The organism is Streptomyces sp. NPDC029956, assembly GCF_055574655.1.
In genome coordinates this window covers 33228-57220 of the sequence record NZ_JBVHZJ010000055.1, presented here as the reverse complement: position 1 = coordinate 57220, position 23993 = coordinate 33228, and the positions used below count along the sequence as shown (strand labels likewise).

The following is a 23993-nucleotide window of genomic DNA, read 5'->3' as shown; positions in this document are numbered from 1 at the left end:
GTCCCGCGGACCATCACCGACGCCCAGGTCGAAGACGTCGTGGTCCGCACCCTTGAAGAGACACCTCCCGCGGGCACGCACTGGTCGAAGCGGGAGCTGGCCAAGGTCGTGGGTATCTCGCCGGCCAGTGTGCTGCGGATCTGGCACGCCTTCGGCCTGCAGCCGTGGCGGACCGAGACGTTCAAGATCTCCCCGGACCCGTTCCTGATCGACAAGATCCGCGACGTGGTGGGGCTCTACCTCGCCCCGCCGGCGAACGCCGTCGTGTTCGCGGTCGACGAGAAACCGCAGATCCAGGCCCTTCAGCGGACCGCTCCGGTCCTGCCGATGATCCCGGGAGTGCCCGAGCGGCGGAGCTTCGACTACGTCCGCCACGGCACCGTCGACCTGTTCGCCGCCCTGAACACCGCGACCGGCAAGGTCATCAGCAAGCTGTCCGCGCGGCACCGGGCGGTGGACTTCCGTGACTTCCTCGACGAGATCGACCGCCAGACCGACAAGGGCCTGGCGGTCCACGTCATCTGCGACAACCTCTCCGCCCACAAGGCACCCGTGGTGCACACATGGCTGCTCGCGCACCCCCGTTTCCAGCTGCACTTCACCCCGACCTATTCGTCGTGGATCAATCAGGTCGAGCGGTGGTTCGCCGAGTTGGAACGCAGGTGCCTGGAACGGGGAGTGTTCTGCTCACTCGACGACCTCAAGACCGCGCTCGAAGAGTGGATCAAGGTCTGGAACGACAACGCCCGGCCCTTCAAATGGACCAAGACCGCCGACCAGATCCTCGACCGCATCTGCCGCTACTGCGACAGGATCTCCGAACCAGGTCACTAGGAGCTGTCCGATGGGTCGTGAGAGCCGATCAAGGCTGTGGCCTAGTCTTCGCTGAACGAAGGGGGTCGTATGTCGCGCTACACAGCCGAAGCAGAGGCGGGGATGAAGGGGATCACGTTTCCCGCCTGGCACGGAAAGCACTACGTGACCCTGGCCGAGCTGCTGGTTCGCCTCGGCAGCTTCGGCCTGGACCTGACCTGGCGCGTCGAACTCGACTGGATCGTCGATCCTCGCTGTGCCGAGATGGAGAGAAGGTCCGCCGATTCCGGCATGGACACGTTGACGCTGTTGTCGTTGACGACCCCCTTCCTCCAGTTGATCGACGCCGAAGCATGTGGGTTCGCCGGGGACGAGCTGGTGGTCGTCCTGACCGAACTCGACAGTTCCTTGTGGGACGTCAGGGCTGTCGACGAGCGCGTACTCAACGAACTTCGTCACCACTACCCGGGTGCCAAGGACCTCTGAAGGGGAAGCTTCACTCCGGGCGGAGCCGTAGGCGGATAGCGGCCACGGTGACCGTTCCGTGGAAGACCGTACGCGCGCTTGTCGAAGCGCGTGGCGACGGCCCGGAAGTTCTTGAGCCGGTTGACGGTCCGCTCGACTTCGTTGCGGCGGCCGTAGATCGCCTTGTCGAACCCCGTGGGCCGGCCGCCTTGGCTGCCGCGGCGCTGGCGGTTGGCCCTCTGGCCTCGCGGCTCGGGGATCGTGTGCTTGATCTGGCGCCTGCGCAGGTGACGCCGATTGCGGCGTGACGAGTACGCCTTATCGCCCCCAACATGGTCGGGCCGGGTGCGCGGTCGTCCACCAGCCTCGGAGCGGTGACGCGCCGGGCTCCTGCGCCGACCCGGGATCTTCGGGGCACGAGTGGAGGCGCCGGCCGCGTGCTGATGAGCGCGGCAGGTCGTGGAATCGACGCTGACCATGCTCCAGTCGACCGGCCCTCGGCATCGGCGTCGGCCTGGACGGCCCGCAGAATTCTCTCCCGCGTGCCGTCCGCCGACCACCTGCGATGACGATCGTGAACCGTCTTCCAACTACCGAAGCAGGAAGGCAGGTCCCGCCAGGGGAGGCCGGTCCGCTGCCGGAACAGAATCCCGTTGATCACACGACGGTGGCATTGCCGACGTCCTCCCCGCCCGCGATTCGCTGGCACGTGCGGCTCCAGACGAGCCCACTCTTCATCCGAATGATCTCCCCGCCCCATGCCCCACGGAACGAGTCCCCAGCAGGAGCGTCACACGACCCATCGGACACGACCTAGTCGACCGGGACAACCCGCAGGACCCGACGGGCCAGCGGAAGGTACACGGCCACGCGTCTCATCACCGAGGTAGGCGGGTCAGATGCCGAACTCCGCCGCCGACAGGCCAAGAGCAGCGCACGCCTCGCGGATGATCTGCTCCTCGGCAGGCTCGATGAATCCGTCCGCACCCGCGACCACGATGCCGGTCTGGATGACAGCCCGCGCCTCGGTGGGCTTCTTCGCCACCTTGACAACCTCCTGAAGCACCGCCGCCTTGCCCATGACGAAGCCGGCCGAAAGCTGATCGACATGCTTGTTGAAACGCTGGCGGAGCTGGTCGGCGGGGAAGTTCTGAAGGACGTCGTTGGTGAGGATGAGCGACTCGACGTGCTGACGCTCGGCCGGATCGACCCGTCCGTCAGCGGCGGCCACCAACGCGCACATGGCCATGCTGGCGTCCCGGAAAGCGCCGCTCTTCAGCTCCGTCTTCAACGACGTGAGCTGCGACTTCAGCGCGCTCACAAGCTCGGCCCTGGAACCCCCTGACCGTGCGCCGGACGGCCCATGGCCACCGGAACCGCCACGCACCCCTTGGGCCTGCTGCAGACCTCTGGTCGCCTGGTCCTTGATCCGATCCCACATCGCCACTCGTGCCACCCCAGTTTCTGCCACGTCGTCCCTCGTTGGACACACATCACCGTGCTAACGCCTTCCCCACACGGGGAAGTTCCACCACCACGACTGACACGACGCCCTCAGTACACATGCCACCCCGACGCAGGCGCAGGCCGGAACGGCGAGGACGACCGAGACGGGAGCCGGGCAGGACCGGCGCCCCGCCGAGGAGGCCGGGTACCGCCAGGGCAGGCCCGAGGACCATAACCACCACGGACCCGAAAAGCACGACCGGACGAGGACCAGACTGAGCCACACAGACGCCATCCGAACTACCCGCGAAACGACACCATCCTGCACCAGCCGAACGACACCTGCCGTGAGGAGCAGCCCAGCACAGACGGCACCTCACCGGTGAAAGCAGATGACGCCCAGCAAGGAAGAACCCACGACGTCCATCATTCGCTCGATCCCCGCACGCCCCCGGCACCGTGATCCACACCCCCGGCTTTCCCGGATCCCGGGGCCATGCCGCCTACCGCCAGGTGGCCGCGTCCGGGTCGATGCCGTGGGCGCGGGCGCTCGCGTCCACGACCGTACGGAACCACGCCGCGAGACCCGGGCGAACGCCGTCGTAGTGCGCGGCGAAGCCCGGATCCGACGCGTACATGCGGGCCAGGCAGACCTGCATCTCCCTCGTCAGGGGGAAGTACGCGGTGAAGAGGGCGCGGTGGCGGTCGACGAGGGCGTTCGCCTCCGGGCTGCCCGGTGCGACGCCCGCGTCCAGCGCGGACGCGAGCTCGCCGTCCAGGGCGGCTACCGCGTCGTGGACCGCCTGCCACTCCTCGGGCGTGCGGGCCGCCGAACGCTCGGCGTACTGGCGCCACTGCAGGGTGTCCCCGTACCGCTGCCGGGCCTTCACCGGCCCCTCCGGGTCCCAGTCCGGGCCGAAGATCGCGGCCTGCTGTTCGACGGTCAGCAGCAGACCGCGCTCGTGCGCCTCGATCATCCGGTCCAGGCCGGCGCCGAGCCGCTGGAGCCGCTCAACGCGTTCCGCGACCTGGGCGCGCTGGGTGCGCAGCGCGGCGGGGACATCGGTGCCGGCGTCGTCCAGGACGGCCTGGATCCGGTCCAGGCCGAGGCCGATCTCGCGGTAGACGACGACGCGGTGCAGGCGTTCGAGATCGGCGGCGGTGTAGAGCCGGTACCCGGCTCCCGTACGCAGCGAGGGCCGGGCCAGGCCGATCTCGTCCCAGTGGTGCAGCGCGCGGACGGTGACGCCGAGGCGTGCGGAGACCTGGCCGACGGTGAGGCCTTCCGTGTCCGTCTCTTCGGGGCCGGTGCCTGTGTCAGTGTCAGTGTCGGGCATGCTCCTCATTCTCGTCGGGGTGGGTGGTCGGGCCGGTGATGCCGATCTCGGCGAGGTTTCGCGCCTCCTGGCTCGCGGGGTCGTACGGCTTCGCCGCCGTGAGGACGACCCGGGCCATCTCCGGGGTGATCACCTCGACGTCGCGGGTGTTCCAGGGGGTGTCCCTGGGACTGTCGGCCGAGACGGAGTCGGGGCGGACCGCCCGGCAGGCGTCGACGATCCCGTCGATCTGGCCGAGCACGCACGCGAAACTGACGCCCATCGCCGGGGCCTCGGCGGGGGCCGAGTCCGCCGCGACGAGCAGGACGTCCTGGAATGCCCAGCGGCGCAGGTGCACCAGGGTACCGGGGACCGAGAACAGCTCGAAGAAGCCGAGGCCACGGGTCCAGAAGTCCAGGGAGGCGGCCAGGTCGGTGGTGGGGACGGTGACGAAGGCCGGCATGCCGTAGATGCCGCGGAAGGGCTCCGGCGGCACGGCGTCGGGGCCAGGGGCGGGTACGGGGCTGACCTCGAAGGCGTCGTAGTAGTTGCCGTTGGTGTTGGTGTTCTGGTCGGTCATGACCTTCACCTTTCAGCCTCACGTTGCGTGAGGGTCAAGTCCGGGATTGACCGGCCCCGTCCCCGTCGGTGCGGTTGGCTGCCTGGGTGACTCAGGAGCTGGAGACCAGGGCGTTCGATTCGGCCGAGGCGTTCGCGGCATGGCTCGCCGAGCACCACTCCCTCCGGCCCGGCACCTGGCTCAAGATCCGTGGCCTTGTTCACGAGTTGCGGCAGCGTTTGAGCACCACTTCGGAAGGCAGTGTTGCCGTTACGGAATCGAACGCTGGCACCTCCCCTCAGACCTCGGTCGCGGCGAGAGGCACGCCGCTGCGGCCGGATTGAGCACTCGGGTTACGTGAATGGCGCAGGCTGTTACCAAGCGTGATCGACACCCACCGGCGACAGGAGAGCAACCATGAGCGACACGACCCCCCATGTCCTGCTGACGACCAGCTTCGGGGACATCGAAATCGCCCTCAACCCTATGAAGGCGTCGGTCTCAGTGGAGAACTTCCTTGAGTACGTCGACAGCGGGTTCTACAGCAACACGGTCTTTCACCGCGTGATCCCTGGCTTCATGGTCCAGGGTGGCGGCTTCACCGAGCAGATGGTCCAGAAGGAGACCCACCCACCGATCCACAATGAGGCCGGCAACGGGCTGCTCAATGTCCGGGGAACGGCGGCCATGGCCCGCACCTCGAAGCCGGACTCGGCTACCTCGCAGTTCTTCTTCAATGTGGTCGACAATGCCTTCCTCGACCAAAGCCAGAGTGACGTCGGCTACGCCGTCTTCGGGACGGTCACCAAAGGCATGGAAGTGGTCGACCAGATCGTGAGCTCCCCCACGACGACCACCAAGGGCATGCAGGATGTTCCCGCCGATCCGATCTTCATCAAGTCCACCAAGCGCCTCGACTGAGGACCGCGCACGACTCGATGAGGGCGCCTTCGTCCACTGGCCCGAGGCGCCCTCATCTTCAACGCCCAGTCCAGGCCGACAGCATCAGCGGAATTCGAACGAGGCCTTTACGGCGCCTCCCGAAGCCGTGAACATCTGACTCCCGTTCTCGTGAACAAAGCCATTCGGCCCAGGAGGGTGTACGCCCAGCCTCCTGAATGGGAGGAGGGGGTGGCGTTCGAGCAGTTCCCCGCCCTGGAGATGCGCGAGAGGTGCGCGCCGTGGGGCAGTCTCGGCATCGAAAAGCCACCGGCACGGCCCGGCAGAGGGAGGGGGCTTAGTACTTGTCCGGCCGCCCTGGGCTGAGCCTGTGTTGATCGTTTCGTGACCGCACGGCGGGCAACCATCCGCCCCGCGCGCCGGTCATCTGAGCATGCCCACAAGAGTCGTCCGCTCCGCCGTCTTCCTCGCCGCCATCTCCCTGCCGTTGACCGCCTGCTCGGCCGGCGGACAGGACGCCGCCACGCCACCCCCGTCGGCGACCGCCACCCACCCTGTCTTCGGGCAGAAGACGGACCGGCAGGTCTTCCTCGCCGTCCGCGAGACGCAGAAAGCAGGGACGGCGCGCTTCACCCAGGAACTGACCTTCACAGGAAAAGAGGGCAGCATCGTCCGGACCATGACCGGCGGCCTGGACTTCGCCGGCGACCGCGGGCAAGCCGAGGTCTCCTGGACCCTCCCCGCGAAAACCCCGGGAAAGGTGCGCACCGCCGTCCTCGGATCCACCCCCGCGCTTGAGGACGGCGCAACCTCCGGCACCTACCTGGTCGACCGTCAGCGGATCCGCTACCGCGCGGCATCCTCCCCCTACTGGATCGACTACACCCCCGAAGACACCTCCAACGGCTCCCCCGCGCTCACCGACAACGATCCCCTGGGGTTCCTGCGCGGCAGCGAGTCCCCCGTCGGCGGCACCCTCCTGGAAGCACTGACCGCCGGAAGCGCGACCTCGTACCGGGAGACGCCGGCCGGCGGCCGCGCCTACCGGGCGGAACTGTCCGAGAGCGCGCTGCCGCTGCTCTTCCCGCCCGACCTGCACGACCACATCGTCCTGCCCGGCGCGAGCGCGACCCTGCGCCCGCCTGTCCCCCTCAGCGTCGAGGTAGACACCCAGGGACGACTCACCCGTGCCGCGATCACCGTGAAGAACGCCTTCCGCGAGGACGGCGACCTGACGGGCTTCACCACCCTCACCATGGACCTCTCCCTCAACGGATACGGATCCGGCGTGCCCTCCCCCGCCACCAGCGGCCGCGTGCTGAAGGCGGCAGACACCGTGCACGACATCGGCGAGGTCCACAAGGGCGGCTGCGTCGACTTCGCCACCGGACAGCGCAGCAGCCGCCAGGTGGTGACCGTCCCGTGCTCCAGCCCCCACGACGCCCGCATCCTCGGCCATCACCAGGTCACGCCCGGCGCGAACGAAGCCGCCACACAGGCCCGCAGCCAGGCGGCCTGCGGCCCCCGCGTGTGGGCATGGTGGGCACCACCGAAGCGGGGCACCGGCTCCGAGGGACGAACCACCTGCTACAAGGTCTCCTAAGGAACCGATCGGCCGACTATGCACGTCGCTAAGAACTCCTACCGAAATGGGGTGGCAGACGCCCTGCTGACAGGATGAGGATTGCCCGGTACTCGCCGATGAGGAGAAGCTATGGGCGACATCGCTCCGAGGGAGCTCATCTTTCTCGCTGATGACGAGGGGAACAGCGTCACCGTCAATGTGCTGGGGGCTGGGCTGGAGGCGGAGATCGTGGTCAGGACACCTTTCGTGTCCGGCCGTATCGACTTGGTCCTGTATGCCTCGAAGCTGGAGAGCTGGGCGGATGCGCTGAACGGGCTCGACGCCGGCGAGGACGTGGCCTGGATGGAGATGAGCAACGGTCCGTCCATCTTCATCCAACTTGCTGGCGAGCGCGACTGTCCCGAAGTGGTCGTGGAGGACGAGTCGGGGTCTATGGTCACCGTGCGGGTACCGATCGTTCCTCCGGACGACTGGATTGCTGACCATCGGGAGCGTCTGCAGCAGGTGATGGACTACTGGGTTCCGATGAAGTCAGCGTAGGGAGCAATGGGGAGTGTTTCCGCCTGCTCGTCAGTGAAGAGCACGGAGCAAGAGTTGAGACGGCTGCCGTCTTCGGATCTTCGGGGCACTACCATGCGGCGATGTCAGACTTCATAAAGCAACTCCCGGCCCTGCTTGGGGTGATGATCGGAGCCTTCGGCTCGTACGTGGTGGTCATGCGTGGCGATCGGGCGAGGTTCCGTCGGGAGCACGCAGCCCGACGGCAGGAGCAGCAGCTGGCCGCCTACACCGACTACGCGCTGACGCTGAAGAAGACCGTCACGCTCCATCGTCGCGTCGCAGCACATCTCGGCCACGACGGCTATCCACACCCCCTGCCGGCCGCAGAGGTAACTCCCCTGCTGGTCGACGCTGCAGACTCCCGGTCCGTAGCCGGAGAAGGGCTGCTGATGCTCGGCTCTCCGGACGTTGTAGAGGCTGCGCACGAGTGGGCGCTCACCGTAATGGAGGTTGCCGGCCTTCTGCGTGCTCCTGGCTGTACCGCTGACACGTGGTTGGCGCAGATCGAGAAGCAGCGAATGGCTCGGGAGAAGTACTACACGGCGATCCGGCGCGACATGGGACTGCCACCCGGTCACTCGGGCCGATGGCAGCTCTCGGCGCCTCAGCCCTCATGAGTCAAACCAGCATGATCTCGAACTGGGGCGTCGTGGTCGTCGGAGATCGAGTTCGACTCACGCTCTGCTCGAACCCTTCGGTGCGCCTGCCGCCTCCTGGAGTGGTGAACATCTGCTGTCCGTTCTCATGAACAAAGCCATCCTTCCAAGCCTTGAGTTCAGCGTGGCTGCGTTCGCGGCGGCGCTGCTGTGCATGGGCAATGATTCACCGACGCTGACCGTCACCCGCGTTGGCTACGTAGGTGAGAACGAAGAACGTACGTAGGCCGGTTTGGAGAACGTTCTGGCCTCGGGGGTGGGTGAGATGTTGGCGAGTTCCGGGAACGCCCTCCAGGCGGGCTCACGGTCGATGTGCTCCGTGAGGTGGAATGGGGGCGCTCGGCCTCGCTGGCGTCGATAGAACGGGGGGGTGTGGTGGGGACGATCCTCAAGGGCATGAACCGCGTTCGGTGGCACGAGCTGACGCACGCGTATGGATCAGCGGAAGAGGTCCCGGGTCGACTGTCACGGGTGGCGTGGGGCGATGCGCGAACCGGCGCTTCAGCGTTGAGTGATCTTGGGCTCTGGCTCGGTGAGCTGTCCGTCTTCGACGCGACTGCCGAGGCGGTTCCGTTCCTGTGGGATCTCGCGGTGACTGACTCCGTCGCCAGGCGCTCCGGTGTGATCCAGCTGCTCGTGACGATCCTCGAACAGGCCAATCCTCCGCGGCTCGACGTTCAGTTCGCGGCCCACCAGACCGTGCTCGATGGCCGAGGCCTGGCAGACAGGCTGGCCGGTGACGGAGATCCCGACGTACAGGCAGCGGCTCAGGATTTGCTGGCCGCGATCGACAACCACGTGTGTGAGGCCTGCCGCCCCGCCTGAGCACAGGCCTCCTATGCCGCCGTGATCTGTCTCGCCGACCACGTCGACCCGGTTCGCCTGCCGATGCATGACAGACGCGGCGAATTCGCTGGTCATGGCAGTGTTCGATCTGCAGATTCACCGTGCACCCTGACGACGCGATCGGCACAAAACGGCACCCGACATCATGCGATCGAACGGGTGCTGCGGGGCCCTTCTGGCACCGATGGTCTGAACCTCGTATGCGCGGGCTGTGCAGTCGAGGTCGGCACCCGGCAGGCAGATTGCTATACCGACAACCAGGTGGTCCTGGAGCCACGCGCAGTATGTCTCTCCTTTGCCGACGACTGATCGCCCGCCCCACCAAGGCTGAACCCGTCCCGTTTTGGCGCTGCCTGGCACAGGTTCGCCGAAGCATGTGCGCTTTAGAAGTCATCTCATTTGGTTGAGCTAGAGACGACGTCGGCCCTTGATCGCGGGCCGACCCCGCGGGGAGACTGTCTGCCATGGGATCAGTGGTTGTGGATATACGGGTGCAGATTGGCAGGCTGCGATGAGCGCCAGCCTGCCGTTCTTTCGCTACCACCCGAATCCCGTCGCAAGTGGGTCCATCCGCGAGGCCGCCGAGATATGCGCTTGCTGCCAGCGTGACAGGGGCTGGATCTACACGGCGAACTTCTATACGACCCGCGAGGTGGGCGGGCGTTTGTCCGTGGTGTACCGCGGACGGAAGCGCGGCTGAACGGTTCGCGGGCGAGTTCGCCGACTCCGTCGGGCTCGACGGTGTCAGCGAAGACGTCGTGCATGAGGTCACCCGCCGCACCCCTGGCTTCCGTGCCTGGCAGGATCCCCACTGGCTCGTCCACTGCCAGACCGCAGCCGCCTACGTAGGTGAAGTCGGATATGCCGAGCTGGCCGCGCGTCCTGACGCTCTCGCCCAGCTGCGGGCCGAGATGCGCCTCCACGGCTGGCGGGACGAGGCCGAGCTTGAGCAGTTTCTGGCCCACCTGGGTGAGTCTGCGACCGCCATGCTCTTCCGCTGCACGGTCTGCGGGATCCACCTCGCCTACGTCGACGCATCGTAGGAATGGCTACGTCGTCAGTCTGCGGTAGCAGATAAGTGTGCAGGCGAGGAAGGGGGCGGCTTTGCGTTCGTAGCGTCGGTCGAGGCGTCGGCAGCCGGCGAGCCAGGACATGGTGCGCTCGACGGTCCAGCGATGACGGCCCAGCCGCTGCGAGGACTCGACACCCTTGCGGGCGATGCGGTGGGTGGTACCGCGCTGGCGTAACCATCTCTGCAGGTGGGAGTAGTCGTAGCCCTTGCCGCCGTGGAGCTTGCCTGGCTTGCGCCGCCTGCGTCCGCGGTGGGAGCGGATCGGCGGTATGCCCTTCACCAGCGGAATCAGAGCCTGACTGTCGTGCAGGTTCGCCGCCGAGATCCCGACAGAGATGGGCAGACCGGTCCACTCAGTGATCAGATGGATCTTCGAGCCGTACTTGCCCCGGTCCACAGGATCGGCCCTGTCAGGTCCCCCTTTTCAAGGCCCGCATGTTCACCGAGTCGATCGCGCAGCGGGACCAGTCCAGCTCGCCTCGGGTCCCGAGTTGGTCGAGGACCAGGCGGTAGAGCTTGACCCACACCCTGGCCTTCGTCCACTCGGCGAAACGCCGGTGAGCCGTCGCGCCCGACGGCCCGAACGACGCGGACGGCAACTGCTGCCACATGCAGCCCGACGTCGCCACGAACACGATCGCGGCCAGCACTTCCCGGTCGCCATGCCGACGCCGGCCACCACCGTGAGGCCGCGAAGGAGCCTCCGGCACCACCCGCTGGAACAGCTCCCACAACTCGTCCGGCACCAGCCGCTCAACGATCCCCACCAAGGCCCGCAGCCTACCGACCGGCCGAATGAGATGACTTCTTACTCCTGTCCGCCGTGCGGTAGAGCGGTCGCACACCGGCGGGGGCCGCATGGAGCTGACCGGTGTTCAGTCGCTCGCGCTGTCGTCAGGAGCGCGCCAGTCGGGCCGCGAGATAGGGCGCAGTAGCGCTGCGCCGAGCCCTCGCCACCTTGGCCGGCGGGCCCGCCGCGACCACCCGCCCGCCCGCGTCGCCGCCTCCCGGGCCGAGGTCGATGACCCAGTCTGCGGTGACGATCGTGTCCAGGTCGTGTTCGACAACGACGACGGTGTTGCCGACGTCGACGAGGCGGTGCAGCTGCCGCAGCAGTAGCGCGATGTCCGAGGGGTGCAGACCCGCCGTCGGCTCGTCTAGCAGGTAGAGGGCGTGCCCGCGGCGGGCTCGTTGCAGTTCGGTGGCCAGTTTGATGCGTTGCGCCTCACCTCCGCTGAGTTCCGTCGCGGGCTGGCCCAGCCGCAGGTACCCCAGTCCCACCTCACGCAGCGTCTCCAGACTGCGGGAGGCGGCGGGGACGGTGGACAGGAACTCGGCGGCGGCGTCGACGGACAGCGCCAGTACTTCCGCGATGTTCTTGCCGCGGTGGGTGACTTCCAGTGTTTCGGCGTTGTACCGGGCGCCCTCGCAGGTCGGGCAGGGGGCGTATGTGCCGGGCAGGAACAGCAGTTCCACCGCGACGAATCCTTCGCCCTGGCAGGTTTCGCACCGCCCCTCGGGCGCGTTGAAGGAGAACCGCCCGGCCGAGTAGCCGCGTGCCCTGGCTTCGTCTGTCGCCGCGTACAGCTTGCGCACCGCGTCGAACATCCCGGTGTACGTGGCGAGGTTGGACCGGGGTGTTCGGCCGATGGGCCGTTGGTCGACGCGGACCAGCCGGTCGAACGACTCGACCCCCGACGCGTCCTGGACGTCGATTTCCAGCTGCGCCTCGGCGGGCTCCTCGGGTACGAGTCCGAGGTGGTCGCGGACGACCTCGGCGAGTACCTGCGTCACCAGCGTCGACTTCCCGGAACCGGACACGCCCGTCACCGCCGTCAGTACACAGAGCGGCACGTCGACGGACACGTCGTGCAGATTGTGCCGGGAGACGCCGCGCAGGTGGAGCCAGCCGTGCGGTGTGCGCGGCCGGCGATCGAGCGGCTGGACGCGCCCGAACAGGTACTGGCCCGTGGGCGACTCCTCGACCCGCTCCAGACCGGCGACCGGGCCGCTGTACAGCACGCGTCCGCCGCCCTCACCCGCGCCGGGACCGATGTCGACCACCCAGTCCGCCCGCCGTACCACGTCCATGTCGTGTTCCACGACGAACAGCGAGTTGCCCGCCGCCTTGAGGCGGTCCAGCACCTCCAGCAGAGGTTTCGCGTCAGCCGGGTGCAGCCCCGCGGAGGGTTCGTCGAGGATGTAGGCGACGCCGAACAGCCCCGAGCGCAGCTGGGTGGCGATCCTCAGGCGCTGCGCCTCGCCCGGCGACAGGGTCGTCGAGCGGCGCCCGAGACTGAGATATCCCAGGCCCAGGTCGAGCAGTACCTCGATTCGCGCGACGAGGTCGCCGCAGATCCGGACCGCGACCTCGGTCGTCTCCCCTGAGCGGGCGGTCGACGTGGTGGCGTCGGCCTCGGGCTGCCCCGCGACGGGTCGCAGCAGCGCCACGACCTCGGTGAGCGGCATCGCGTTGATTTCGCCGATGGAACGTCCGGCGAAGGTCACGGCGAGCGCCTCGGGCCGCAGTCCGCTGCCTTGACACGCGGGGCAGGGCACGCTGCTGACGAACCGCAGCGCCCGTTCGCGCGTCTTCTCGCTCTTGGAGTCGGCGAGGACGTGCATGACGTGCTTGCGGGCGCTCCAGAACTTCCCCTGGTAGCCGTAGTCGACGCGGCCCTCCTCCGGCTCGACGTATACGGAGGGCTGCTCGTCGGTGTACAGCAGCCAGTCCCGGTCCTTCTTCCTGAGCCTGCGCCACGGTCGGTCGATGTCGATTCCAAGGCCGCTCACGACACTGCGCAGGTTGGCGCCCTGCCAGGCCCCCGGCCAGGCGGCGATGGCCCCCTCGCGGATACTCAGTGAAGGATCCGGGACGAGCAGGTCTTCGGCGACGTCGTGCACGACGCCAAGCCCGTGGCACTCCGGGCAGGCTCCGGCCGCCGTGTTGGGAGAGAACGACTCTGCTTCCAGCCGGACGCCCCGGGGCGGATAGGTGCCGGCGCGGGAGTACAGCATGCGTAACAGATTCGACAGCGTGGTGAGGGTGCCGACCGTCGAGCGCGAGCTGGGTGACCCACGTCGCTGCTGCAGGACCACGGCCGGCGGCAGTCCGGTAATCTCCTGCACGTGCGGTGCGCCGACCTGCTGCAACAACCTTCGGGCGTACGGTGCCACAGACTCGAAGTAGCGCCGCTGGGCCTCCGCGTAGAGCGTGCCGAACGCGAGCGAGGACTTACCCGAACCAGAGACGCCGGTGAAGGCGACCAGCGCATTCCGCGGAACGTCGACATCGATGTTCCGCAGGTTGTTCTCGCCGGCGCCCCTGACATGGACGAAGGGGTCGGTCGCGTCCTCGTTCACCGTTCCTGATTACCTGATTGCACCGCGAACCGCGCGACAGGCGCCGTCACCGGGCCCGCCCTTGGGGGAACATTCGAGAGTGCTTGACCGTGGATGTGGCGGCCGAGGGCTCCGAGCTCCTGCTCGTGATGGCGCACGCAACCGCGTGGCCCAGTGGTGGGACAGGCTGCTGCACACGGAGATCCGGCCGGATCGCCTGGGCCTGCCCGCAGGAGCCAGCGTGTCACGCGGCGTCGGCGTTACCTCGGCGGGCATTCTGCGGCCACGTGCGATCATGAGGGTAACTGGCGGTAAGGAGTCATGCGGGTGTCGTCTCAGGACGTTATGGTCGTGACTCTTCTGGCTGATCCGGATGCGCCGACGGAGATCGCGCAGCGCATGGCCCGGCAGCTTACCGATCGACTCGCCGCCAGGTCTGGCCAGGGACGGCAGTTTGACCAAGCTGTGGATGGACCTGCCCGAGCACTTCGCCTGATGGCATGCGTCGGCCACGCCACCGCTGCGAGATCGGACAGCCGAGGATGCCTGGGACGAAGCCTTCACCGCTCCGCCTGCCCGGGCCGACGACAGAGGGAACCCAGCACCGGCCCCCGAGCGCTCGCCACGCAGAAGACGCCCGAGTCCACGTCGGAGTCGTACGGAATGACTCTTTGGGGTCGGTTCCTCGTCGTGGGGTGCTGTCGGGCAGCATGAGGCGATGGACTTCGAGCAACCGCTCCCTCGCGAGCTGAAAGCCGTTGATTCGGCTTCGCGGTTCAGGCTGGAGGAGCGGGCGTGTGGGCACTGAGCGTCACACCCTGACCGGCGGCTGCACGTCATGCCCGACCTCGCCACTGGCAGCCCCTGTCGAGCCCTCGCCTCGGACGACCGCCGAATCAGCGACTCAGGACACCAGACCCGCCCTGATCTGCACAGGATGCACCGGGGCTGCTCCGGCCGTCAGGTGAGCGGCTCAGGCGCGGGTACCGGACCGGGCAGTGGACCGGGATGGGGCCCCGGCTCCGGGCGGGGACCGCCCGGCTGGGGATCCGGCCCAGGCTGCGGCGGAGTCGGCGGCACGGGGTCAGGACCACCCGGCCCGGGCACCGGACCGGGTACGGGGCCCGGTTGCGGGCCGGGACCGGGCCCAGGTGTCGGGGTGGGGCTCGGCGGGACCGGATCATTGGGCGGCGTACCCATGGTCACCTCTTCGCGTCGGCGTTCGGGCCCGGGGTCGGCGGTGGTGCCGACCGGTCGGAAAGGGCGGGGCGTCTCAACGGGCGCCGGCTGCGGCTGCGACGGGCGCGGCCGAGTCCGTACGTCGCTTCCCATGATCACACCAGCTCCCTGTTTCGGAAGGAATGGAAGTCCCTCCTCGTTCGGGTGCCCGAGGAAGTCCGGCTCATGCCTTCGCCCCGCCTCCCGGCAGGCAAACACGCATGCGGTCGGGGGCAGACCGTGACCGTCACCCGCGGCGGTCGGCGCGGCGCTACGACCTGGACGGCCACCGCGAGCGCCATGCCGTCGAGTGCGGGATCAACCACCTCAAGAGGAACCGCGCTGCCGCCATGCGCTGCGACAAACCGACGGTTCATTTCGAAGCGGCCGTGCCGGTCGCAGCGATCGACGACAGGTTGTCTCCCCTGTCCCTGTCCCACGCGTCATCACGTACATGTTCCCGATGTCCGGATCGCCGTACAGGAAGAACAGCACCAGCCCGTCGAGCTGTCCGCGGTCCAGGGAGAAGTACCGCGCGTTCGGGCCGGGGCGCGTCCGTCGAGGTGGAAAGCGTGCAGATCCTGGCATGCCACCCTTCGGGCACTTCAAGCCAGCCTTAAGCGAACGTTAAGCCGCTGACGCCCAAGGAAAACCGCAGGTCAGGGGCTCGCAACAAATGCGGCCGGTGTTGCCATGGGCATTACATCTCCACGATACTCACTGACCCCGGGTGACACCGCGTCACCTGTGAGAGCGCTCTCACAGACAGACCGACGGCTGGTCCTGCCCGGACGCGTTCCCCTCCCCTCACTCGGAAAAGGATGACTGCCCATGACTGCTGCTCATCGAGCGAGACGTTGGTCCTTCGGCGGACTGGTGCTGGTCGTCACCGCCGGGCTGGTGGTGACGGTGTTCATGTCCTTCGTCGGCTCGGGCGCTTCACGGGCCGGTGCCGCCGCGGTTGCCGCGCAGACCTGGTCCGACGAGTTCGACGGACCGGCGGGCCGCGGGCCCGATTCCGCGAAGTGGACGCTGGAGACCGGTGGTTCGGGATTCGGGAACCACGAGTTGCAGTACTACACCACCAGCACGGCGAACGCAGCGCTCGACGGCCAGGGGCACCTGGTCCTCACGGCGCGGAAGAACACCGATGCCGGGCTGCGGTGCTGGTACGGGCAGTGCCAGTACACGTCGGCGCGGCTGAACACCGCCAAGACGTTCACTCAGACGTACGGCCGTTTCGAGGCGCGCATCAAGATCCCGCGGGGACAGGGGATCTGGCCCGCGTTCTGGATGCTGGGCAATGACCTCGGCACCGTGGGGTGGCCCAACAGCGGCGAGATCGACATCATGGAGAACATCGGACGCGAACCCCAAACGGTGCACGGCACGGTGCACGGGCCGGGGTACTCGGGAGCGGGCGGCCTGGGCGCGTCGTACAGCCTGCCCGGTGGACGGGCCTTCGCCGACGACTTCCATGTGTTCGCCGTGGACTGGAGCCCGAGCTCGATCGCATGGTCGGTCGACGGCACGACGTACAAGACGCTCACCCCGGCCGGCAGCAACGGCAACAAGTGGGTCTTCGACCACCCGTTCTTCCTCATCCTCAACGTGGCGGTCGGCGGCGACTGGCCCGGTAGCCCCGACGCCTCCTCGGCCTTCCCGCAGACGATGGTCGTCGACTACGTGCGCGCCTCCGGCAGCGCCACCACCACCGCACGCCCGATACGCGGCATCGGCGGCATGTGCGTCGACGTCGCGGGGGGCTCGAACGCCGACCGCACGCCGATCCAGCTGCACAACTGCACCGGGAACGCGGCCCAGCAGTGGACCTTCGGCGGCGACGGCACCGTTCGCGCCCTCGGCAAGTGCCTTGACGTGGCCGGTGGTTCCGCCGTGGACGGCGCCGTGGTCCAGCTCTACACCTGCAACGGCACCAACGCCCAGAGATGGACGTACACCGGCTCCCGCGACCTCACCAACATCGGCGCTGGCAAGTGCCTGGATGCCAAGGGCAATTCCTCGGCCGACGGTACCCGGCTGCAGACCTGGACATGCAACGGCGGCGCCAACCAGAAGTGGACGGTCGGCTGACCGAACCGCGGAGTCGGCAGGGGCCTGCCGGAGCTCCTCCCCCGGCTCCCGATCCGTCCCCGTTCCCGGCCCCTCCCCCGCGTTCCCGGCTCCTCCCCCGCGTTCGAGGCTCCTCCCCGGCCTCCCCGCCTCCCGTTCCGCACCTGTACCAGGCGCCTCCCTCACCCGACCTCCCACAGAACGGCCCCCACCATGACGGCTCGCCACCAGCGAACGATGTCCCGCAGGAAACTCCTCACCGCGACCGCGGGCCTTGCCCTGGCGGTGCCCGCCGTGGCGACCTGGCTCGAGGCCGACGCCGACGCTTCGACCACACCGACACTCCCGTTGGATCTGGTCAACACCACCGGCAACAACACGGTGTACGCCTACGTGCTCGGCCGCGACCCGGCGGCCGGCGGCAACTGGGCCTTCATCCAGGCGGACGGCTCCAGCCTCCACCACCCGCCGTCCCCGGCCAATGACCAGACACCGCTCGGCGTCGACTGCGCCCTTGCCCTCAACGCGTCCGGAGCCGGGGCGCGGAGGGTGACGCTGCCGCGGCTGTACAGCGGACGCATCTACTTCTCCGTCGGCGCGAAGCTCACCTTCCTCATGAACCGAGGCGGCGGCCTGGCCCTGCCGTCGGTGAGCAACCCGACCGACCCCAACGCGAACGTCCACCACGACTTCTGCGAATTCACTTTCAACGACGATCAGTTGTACGCCAACATCACGTTCGTCGACATGGTCTCGCTGCCGATCGCCTTCCGGCTGGAGACCGGACAGGGTCCCCAGACGGTGCGTGGACTGCCCGCCGACGGGCTGTCCCGGGTCGCCGCAGCACTACGGGACCAGTCCGCAGCCGACGGCAGCGACTGGAGCAAGCTGATCGTCACCAAGGGCGGTACCGACCTGCGCGTGGTCAGCCCCAATCTGGCCATCCGAGGCAACAACGCCCTGTTCCGCGGATACTTCGACAGCTACGTCGACGAGGTGTGGAACAAGTACCGCTCCACCGATCTGCGCATCGACACCCAGTTCACCTGGGGCACCGTGACCGGCCGGGTGAACGGCGACACGCTCGCCTTCCCGGGAGTGGGCACCTTCGCCAAGCCGTCCACCCTCTCCGTCTTCTCCTGCAGCGACGCCCCCTTCACCACGGGCAACGACCTGATGGGCAACCTCAGCGCACGGCTCGCCGCCGCCTTCAACCGCACCACCCTGCTGGACAACCCCCACCAGCCGACCGCCGAGAACCCGGCCTCGTTCTACACCCGGCCGCGGACCAACCACTACGCCCGCATCCTGCACGGCACCACTCCCGACCACCTCGGGTACGCCTTCCCCTACGACGACGTCCACCCGGCCGGGGTGGACTTCGAGGGCAAGGTCCAGTCCGGCAGCCCCGGGCGCTGGACCATCACCGTCGGCGGAACCGCCGACGGCGGAGGCGGTACGCCGACGCCGACCGCCACCGCCACAGGTGGCGGGATCAGCGCCTTCGCCACCATCCAGGCCGAAGCGTTCACGTCCCAGTCGGGAGCGCAGGTGGAGGCCTGCTCCGACAGCGGCGGCGGTTCCGACGTCGGATGGCTGTCCCACGGCGACTGGCTCAAGTACTCCTCTGTCGCCTTCGGCACCCGCGGCGCCACCCGCTTCACCGCCCGTGTCGCATCCGGCGCCACCGCGGGCATCAGCGGCCTGGTCCAGGTCCGCCTCGGCAGCCCTACCGCCGCTCCGATCGGCAGCTTCGCCGTCGCCGGCACCGGGGGCTGGCAGACCTGGCGTACGGTCCCCGCCGACATCAGCCACACCACAGGCACCCACGACGTCTATCTGACCTTCACCAGCGGTCAGCCCACCGACTTCGTCAACCTCAACTGGTTCAGCTTCGCCTAGGACTTGTCCGGCCGGTCGTCTGACCGATCCGTGCCCGAGCCGTTGCCGGAAGGCGTTCTACGGACGCCACCGGCGGCGGCGTCGGCCGACGTCACCTGGGAACGTCAGCAGGACGAGACACCATGGCAGAGTCTCTTGGCCCGGCTGGTCGAGGTCGTACGGAGGCGAGGACCTGGGACCTTCGGTCCGGGTGCTTATCGCGGAGGACCACCGTGTGCTCGCGGCTCCGCAAGCTGTGGGCGGCCGGACTCAGCGGCGGCCACGCATCAGCTGTGTCCGGCGTGTCAGCCGAGACGATCGACGACCGACACGTCAGAGATCACTGTCGATGCCGGTGACGACCGGCTGGGCGAGCGGGGCGTCGGCTTCCGCGATTCCCACCTCCCGCAGTGCGGCCGAGACGAGCCTCGTCGCGTCCAGTTTCGCCTCATAGCGGTCGGCGGCCTCGACCTCCAGCCGGATCGCGAACGTGCCGTCCTCGTTGAGCGTCAGCAGGTTCACGCCTTCGGTCTCGCTCACGTCTGTGTGCTGGGGGGCCAGCGTCCGCTCGATGGCGGCGCGCTCGGCGTCGGCGATGGCCGAGGTGAACGTACCGGGAACGGTGATGACGAAGGTGGTCATAGGGACTCCTCGGGTAGGACGGAGTGGGGCGTCGTTCTGCTTCCCTCATCCTCCGTGATGGCCTCACTCCGAAAGGTTTCTGACATGGCGTCGGGGCGCAGTGGAAAGTGGGTCCGTGGCGGCCCCGCTCTCGGACGCTGCTGCGGTGTGGAGCGGGGTCGCGTCACGAGGCGGCGTGATGCGTACGCGCGTGCCCCCAAGCCGTCGGACGGGTACGCGCGCGGCCACGGGCGGCGTGATGCACGGGCTTGCGGCCCGGGGCGGCCTGGAATCGCCGCAGCCAGACGGCGGCCGTGACGAGAAGACCGGCGAAGACCCCCAGGAGGAGAAGGGAGACCCACATCTGCCTACTTCCGGGATGGGTCCATCCGGTCCAGGCCGCGACCGCCGCCCACAGCAGGACGCCGGCCGAGTAGAAGTCGCGAACCCGGCGCAGCTGCCGTGCGGCTCGCAAGGACATGAGGCGTTCAGTCTTCGTCGACATGCCCGCCGTGTACCCCGATCCGCGCCGTCCATCAGCGGCGGCCGGAATCTGCCCGGCCGATAGGGTTCGGTGTTCCTGACGTCCGACGTCGCCCGTTCGGGAGCCCTGGTGCGCCGCCTGGACCTGACGACGGTGCAGTCGGTGTGGCGCGCCGCCGCGGACGTGGGACGCCCGGTGTTCCGACGCCGGAGCTTCGGTCGGGCGACCGGCGAGTCGGGGTCGGCGGCGCGCGGGCCCGCACCCCGTACGAGGTCAGGCACCTCACCCGCTGGGTGCCGCGGGAGGGTCCCCGGTGTTCGCCACGCACTTGTGTCCGCCACGTGCTCTATACCCACTGACACACTTACTCACTTTATTGAGTACGATGCGCTTCCGAGTGCGGCACGCTGTCGCCGCGGGAGAAACGGTAGGCGCATGAGCAACGGTCCTTACGTGCGATACGTCGCGCTGGGCGACAGCCAGACAGAGGGGGTCGGTGACGGCGACGACATCACCGGGCTGCGCGGCTTCGCGGACCGCCTCGCCGAAAGGATCGCGGCGGTGAGTCCGGGGGTCCAGTACGCCAACCTGGCCGTCCGGGGACGGCTCGCCGGACAGGTCCGCGCGGAGCAGCTCGGCCCCGCACTCGCCCTCCGCCCCGACGTAGCCACGGTGATCGCCGGGGTCAACGACCTGCTGCGACCCCGGTTCGACCCGGACGAGACCGCCGCCCACGTGGAGGCGATGTTCGCCGCGCTCACCAGCGCGGGCGCGCACGTCGCCACCGTCACGTTCCCCGACATCACCCGTGTCGCACCCATCGCCCGGCCCGTCGCCCCTCGGATCGCCGCCCTCAACGACCGCATCCGGCTCGCAGCGGCCCGGCACGGCGTCGCTCTCGCCGAGGCCTCTCCGCACGCCGCCGCCACCGATCCGCGCCTCTGGGCCGCGGACCGACTGCACGCGAGCCCGCTGGGACACGACCGGATCTCCGCCGCCCTGGCGCACGCACTCGGCCTGCCGGGCAGCGACGATTCGTGGACCAGGGAGCTGGCGCCCGACACGGCCGCGACCATCGGCGCGGTACGCACGGCAGCCGCCGAACTGCGCTGGGCCGCCGGATTCCTCGGCCCTTGGCTTCTCCGCCGCCTGCGTGGCCGCTCCTCCGGCGACGGCCGCGCCGCCCGACGCCCGGAGCTGCTGCCCGTGGAGATGCCGCCGGTCACCCCCTGAACGACAAGACCCGCCTGCGGCCGTACGGGACGATCACGGCCGAGTTGGGTGCGTGTTCCCTTCCGGCGGGGTGGCGCGTCGCCCTTTCCCGACCCGCCACGGTTGCGACGCCGACGGGATTCGAACCCGCGAGACAGACAGGGGCAGGGCCGCCCCGTCTCCGTCACTCGCCGCGGAGGGGCCCTCCACCACGGCGATCGCATTGGACCGCTCTGCCACGGCGCGCAACCTGCGGGACCACGCGCGGTCCCACTCCCACCCAGAGTAGAGACGTCGTTCGTCCCAGACGAGTCCATATCTGTGATCCGACCGACGTCCGACCGACGCCCCTTGCGACCCGGGATCGGCAACAGCGTCCCCGGACCTCGGGTGACCCCGTACAGAGCCTCCCGACCCGGTGCGGAATCCAACCCATGGAAACCTCACCCCCCACCAGCAGGGCACAGCCTTCCGTCCCGCCTCACGCCTCGTCGTCAGCGAAGGCAACGCCAACGGCAGGGAAGGGCGTGGGTCTGCATGCAGTGGTGGAGCCGGCGGGCATCCGGATGCACAGGTGCCGCAGAGCCTGCATGTGCCCGTACCCCTGCCCGGCGGCGTCGGTTGCGGACGTCCGCGCCGGCGGAACCGCTGATACTCGTGGGGATCCTCCGTCCGGGCACACTTGCGGTCCCCCGCCTCACGCAACCGTGCAGACGTCCGTGGACCCTCCCCCGCCTCTCCCCCGGTGTGGGACGTGGTGGCGACCCGGCAGCCGGGACGCGGCCTGCCCGCCCCTGGTCGGGGCGGGCAGGCTGTGCGGTCACCCCTGTGGTTCTACCCGCGGTTACTTCAGGCCGTTGCTGATCGCGTTCACGAGTTCGCCGTTGACGGTGTCGCCGTTGAACTCCCAGAAGAACGCGCCGCCCAGGCTCTGGCTCTTGGCCCACGCCATCTTGGTGCCGACGGTCGCGGGGGTGTCGTAGCTCCACCAGTCGGTGCCGCAGTGCGCGTATGCCGTGCCTGCGATCGTGCCGGTGGCCGGGCAGGTGGTCTTCAGGACCTTGTAGTACTGGTTGCCCGGCTCGACGCCGGCCGCCGGGCCGGTGGCGCTGCCGCCAGGGGCGGACTGGGTGACGCCGGTCCAGCCGCGGCCGTAGAAGCCGATGCCGAGCAGCAGCTTGGAGGCCGGGACGCCCTTGGCCTTCAGCTTGGCGATCGCGTCCGCCGAGTTGAAGCCCTGCGCGGGGATGCCGGGGTACGAGGTCAGCGGGGAGTGCGGGGCCGTCGGACCCTGCGCGGCCCATGTGCCGAAGTAGTCGTACGTCATCACGTCGTACCAGTTGATGTACTGCGCCGCGCCGCCGTAGTCGGCAGCGTCGAGCCGGCCGCCGTTGGAGCCGTCGGCGGTGATGGCCGCAGTGAGCAGGTTGTTCGGACCGAACTTGGCGCGCATGGCCTGCATCATGTTCTTGATCGAGGCCGGGCCGCTGGTGTCGCATGTCAGACCGCAGGAGTTGGGGTACTCCCAGTCCAGGTCGATGCCGTCGAAGACGTCGGCCCAGCGCGGGTCCTCGACCAGGTCGTAGCAGGACTGGGCGAAGGCGGCGGGGTTCTGCACGGCCTGGCCGAAGCCGCCGGACCAGGTCCAGCCGCCGAACGACCAGAGGACCTTGATGTGCGGGTACTGCGCCTTGAGCTTGCGCAGCTGGTTGAAGTGACCGCTCAGCGGCTGGTCCCAGGTGTCGGCGACACCGTCGACGGACTGGGCGGCGGTGTAGGACTTCTGGTAGTCCTCGTAGGGGTCGCCGATGGTGCACTTGCCGTTCTGCACGTTGCCGAAGGCGTAGTTGATGTGCGTGATCTTCGAGGCGGAGCCCGAGGTCACCAGGTTCTTCACCGTGTAGGAGCCCCAGTTGGTGAAGTAGCCCAGGTTGATCTTGCCGCTGCCGCCGGGGTTCTCGCCGCCACCGCCGCCGGTGGTGCGGACCGTCGTGGCGGCCGAGGCCGGGCCGGTCTGGTCGGCGGTGTCGCGGGCGACCACGGTGTAGCCGTAGTCGGTGCCGGCGGTCAGGCCGGTGTTGGTGTAGGTGGTGCCGGTGACGGTGGCGACGGTGACGCCGTCCCGCTTGACGTCGTAGTTCTTGACGCCCTTGTCGTCCGTGGCGGCCGTCCAGGACAGCTTCACCGAGGTGTCGGTGAGGTCGCTCGCCGCGGGGGCGCCCGGGGCGGAGGGGACGCTGTCACCAGGGGTGGTGCTGCCGTCGCAGGCGGCGCCGTTGAGCTTGCAGCCGGTGGGGGCTCCGGTGCCGCTGCCGTTGAAGCCGAAGGAGACGGATGCGCCGGGGGCGAGGGTGCCGTTCCAGCCGAGGTTCTTGGCGGTCCAGTGGTCCGCGGAGTTGGTGACGGTGGCGTCCCAGGCCGAGGTGACCTTGGTGCTCGCGGGGAAGTCCCACTCCACGGTCCAGGAGTTGAGCGTCGTGGTACCGGTGTTCTTCACCGTCCACTTGCCCTCGAAGCCCGATCCCCAGTCGGAGGCCTTGGTGTAGGTGGCGGTGGCCGAGGCGGCGGCTTCTGCGGGGGCGGCGAGGCCGACCATGGCGGCCAGCGGGAGGAGTAGCGCGGTGGCGCCCGCGAGGGCCTTGGACCGCCTGTTCGGGGTGATGCTCTGTGCCGATCTGGGGCGGCGCCGCCGCGTGGGGGTACTCAAGGAAACTCCTCGGGTGAGGTTCGGCGGGCAGGGGGGTCCCTGGCCTGTCAACCCTGCGTGTCCCTGAGTGCGTGGTGTCCCTCCTCGGCACCCACCGCAGTGTTCCCGCGACCCTAGGAAGGACTAGACCAATCGTCAAGAGGTCTGGACCAAAAGGCCGTTGACGACCACGTACCGCGATCGCCGCCCCGTCCCGCACCTGGCAGCCCTCAGCCCCTCATCTTCTCGTCGCACGT

At 68.6% G+C, this 23993-nt stretch carries 21 protein-coding genes, 1 tRNA gene and 2 pseudogenes; 13 read left to right on the top strand and 11 right to left on the bottom strand.

Annotated features, from left to right (window positions below; translation table 11 throughout):
- On the top strand, nt 1–834 hold an 834-nt coding region (locus ACZ4XX_RS32190; protein WP_468511389.1), incomplete at its 5' end, for an IS630 family transposase.
- A gap of 69 nt (nt 835–903) precedes the next feature.
- Nucleotides 904–1299 carry a hypothetical protein gene (locus ACZ4XX_RS32185; RefSeq protein WP_468511388.1) on the top strand — a complete coding sequence of 132 codons (396 nt, stop codon included), beginning with the start codon at nt 904–906 and terminating at the stop codon, nt 1297–1299.
- Between the two features lie 10 nt (nt 1300–1309).
- Here ACZ4XX_RS32185 and ACZ4XX_RS32180 read toward each other — a convergent pair.
- From ACZ4XX_RS32180 to ACZ4XX_RS32165, 4 genes and pseudogenes are all read right to left on the bottom strand, one after another.
- Nucleotides 1310–2038 (bottom strand): annotated as a pseudogene (locus tag ACZ4XX_RS32180) (IS5 family transposase).
- A 135-nt stretch (nt 2039–2173) separates the two neighbouring features.
- On the bottom strand, nt 2174–2725 hold the full coding sequence (locus ACZ4XX_RS32175; protein WP_468511395.1) for a tellurite resistance TerB family protein: 552 nt from the start codon (nt 2723–2725) through the stop codon (nt 2174–2176).
- Nucleotides 2726–3227: 502 nt separating this feature from the next.
- A complete protein-coding gene (locus ACZ4XX_RS32170; protein WP_468511387.1) occupies nt 3228–4061 on the bottom strand; it encodes a MerR family transcriptional regulator in 834 nt (277 codons plus the stop codon).
- Nucleotides 4048–4620 carry a VOC family protein gene (locus ACZ4XX_RS32165; protein ID WP_468511386.1) on the bottom strand — a complete coding sequence of 191 codons (573 nt, stop codon included), beginning with the start codon at nt 4618–4620 and terminating at the stop codon, nt 4048–4050. The genes ACZ4XX_RS32170 and ACZ4XX_RS32165 overlap by 14 nt, the downstream gene beginning before the upstream one ends.
- An 86-nt stretch (nt 4621–4706) precedes the next feature.
- Between ACZ4XX_RS32165 and ACZ4XX_RS32160 the strand changes: the two genes are divergently transcribed.
- From ACZ4XX_RS32160 to ACZ4XX_RS32135, 6 genes are all read left to right on the top strand, one after another.
- Nucleotides 4707–4943, top strand: coding sequence for a hypothetical protein (locus ACZ4XX_RS32160; protein ID WP_468511385.1), 237 nt, complete (start codon nt 4707–4709; stop codon nt 4941–4943).
- 73 nt (nt 4944–5016) lie between these two features.
- Nucleotides 5017–5520 carry a peptidylprolyl isomerase gene (locus ACZ4XX_RS32155; RefSeq protein ID WP_468511384.1) on the top strand — a complete coding sequence of 168 codons (504 nt, stop codon included), beginning with the start codon at nt 5017–5019 and terminating at the stop codon, nt 5518–5520.
- A gap of 412 nt (nt 5521–5932) precedes the next feature.
- A complete protein-coding gene (locus ACZ4XX_RS32150; RefSeq protein WP_468511383.1) occupies nt 5933–7102 on the top strand; it encodes a hypothetical protein in 1170 nt (389 codons plus the stop codon).
- A 111-nt stretch (nt 7103–7213) separates the two neighbouring features.
- Entirely contained in the window at nt 7214–7624 is a 411-nt protein-coding gene (locus ACZ4XX_RS32145) for a DUF5959 family protein (RefSeq protein WP_468511382.1), read from the top strand.
- 101 nt (nt 7625–7725) lie between these two features.
- Nucleotides 7726–8262: a hypothetical protein gene (locus ACZ4XX_RS32140; protein ID WP_468511381.1), complete on the top strand. Its 537-nt coding sequence runs from the start codon at nt 7726–7728 to the stop codon at nt 8260–8262.
- A gap of 127 nt (nt 8263–8389) precedes the next feature.
- Complete coding sequence (locus ACZ4XX_RS32135; RefSeq protein WP_468511380.1) at nt 8390–8527, top strand: hypothetical protein; 138 nt, start codon at nt 8390–8392, stop codon at nt 8525–8527.
- Between the two features lie 275 nt (nt 8528–8802).
- On the opposite strand, the gene ACZ4XX_RS32130 is transcribed toward ACZ4XX_RS32135, so the two are convergent.
- The gene (locus ACZ4XX_RS32130; RefSeq protein WP_468511379.1) at nt 8803–9222 is read right to left on the bottom strand and encodes a hypothetical protein; all 420 of its coding nucleotides are present in this window, start codon (nt 9220–9222) and stop codon (nt 8803–8805) included.
- Nucleotides 9223–9658: 436 nt separating this feature from the next.
- On the opposite strand from ACZ4XX_RS32130, the gene ACZ4XX_RS32125 reads away from it, so the two are divergent.
- Both ACZ4XX_RS32125 and ACZ4XX_RS32120 read left to right on the top strand, forming a co-directional pair.
- A complete protein-coding gene (locus ACZ4XX_RS32125) occupies nt 9659–9847 on the top strand; it encodes a CbrC family protein (RefSeq protein WP_468511378.1) in 189 nt (62 codons plus the stop codon).
- The gene (locus ACZ4XX_RS32120; RefSeq protein WP_468511394.1) at nt 9786–10190 is read left to right on the top strand and encodes a CbrC family protein; all 405 of its coding nucleotides are present in this window, start codon (nt 9786–9788) and stop codon (nt 10188–10190) included. The genes ACZ4XX_RS32125 and ACZ4XX_RS32120 overlap by 62 nt, the downstream gene beginning before the upstream one ends.
- A gap of 6 nt (nt 10191–10196) precedes the next feature.
- Here ACZ4XX_RS32120 and ACZ4XX_RS32115 read toward each other — a convergent pair.
- A pseudogene (locus tag ACZ4XX_RS32115) lies at nt 10197–10998 on the bottom strand (IS5 family transposase).
- Nucleotides 10999–11113: 115 nt separating this feature from the next.
- The gene (gene uvrA, locus ACZ4XX_RS32110; RefSeq protein WP_468511377.1) at nt 11114–13582 is read right to left on the bottom strand and encodes an excinuclease ABC subunit UvrA; all 2469 of its coding nucleotides are present in this window, start codon (nt 13580–13582) and stop codon (nt 11114–11116) included.
- A 2028-nt stretch (nt 13583–15610) separates the two neighbouring features.
- Here uvrA and ACZ4XX_RS32105 point away from each other — a divergent pair.
- Nucleotides 15611–16873, top strand: coding sequence for a family 16 glycosylhydrolase (locus ACZ4XX_RS32105; RefSeq protein ID WP_468511376.1), 1263 nt, complete (start codon nt 15611–15613; stop codon nt 16871–16873).
- A gap of 216 nt (nt 16874–17089) precedes the next feature.
- The gene (locus ACZ4XX_RS32100; protein ID WP_468511375.1) at nt 17090–18754 is read left to right on the top strand and encodes a glycoside hydrolase family 64 protein; all 1665 of its coding nucleotides are present in this window, start codon (nt 17090–17092) and stop codon (nt 18752–18754) included.
- 312 nt (nt 18755–19066) lie between these two features.
- Here ACZ4XX_RS32100 and ACZ4XX_RS32095 read toward each other — a convergent pair whose 3' ends face one another.
- Entirely contained in the window at nt 19067–19375 is a 309-nt protein-coding gene (locus ACZ4XX_RS32095) for a hypothetical protein (protein ID WP_468511374.1), read from the bottom strand.
- Between the two features lie 163 nt (nt 19376–19538).
- Complete coding sequence (locus tag ACZ4XX_RS32090; protein ID WP_468511373.1) at nt 19539–19859, bottom strand: hypothetical protein; 321 nt, start codon at nt 19857–19859, stop codon at nt 19539–19541.
- 414 nt (nt 19860–20273) lie between these two features.
- Between ACZ4XX_RS32090 and ACZ4XX_RS32085 the strand changes: the two genes are divergently transcribed.
- A complete protein-coding gene (locus ACZ4XX_RS32085; protein ID WP_468511372.1) occupies nt 20274–21071 on the top strand; it encodes an SGNH/GDSL hydrolase family protein in 798 nt (265 codons plus the stop codon).
- Between the two features lie 105 nt (nt 21072–21176).
- Here the strand turns inward: ACZ4XX_RS32085 and ACZ4XX_RS32080 are convergent.
- Both ACZ4XX_RS32080 and ACZ4XX_RS32075 read right to left on the bottom strand, forming a co-directional pair.
- A tRNA-OTHER gene (locus ACZ4XX_RS32080) sits at nt 21177–21295 on the bottom strand.
- A 599-nt stretch (nt 21296–21894) separates the two neighbouring features.
- Nucleotides 21895–23757: a glycosyl hydrolase family 18 protein gene (locus tag ACZ4XX_RS32075; RefSeq protein WP_468511371.1), complete on the bottom strand. Its 1863-nt coding sequence runs from the start codon at nt 23755–23757 to the stop codon at nt 21895–21897.
- Nucleotides 23758–23993 lie beyond the last annotated feature (236 nt).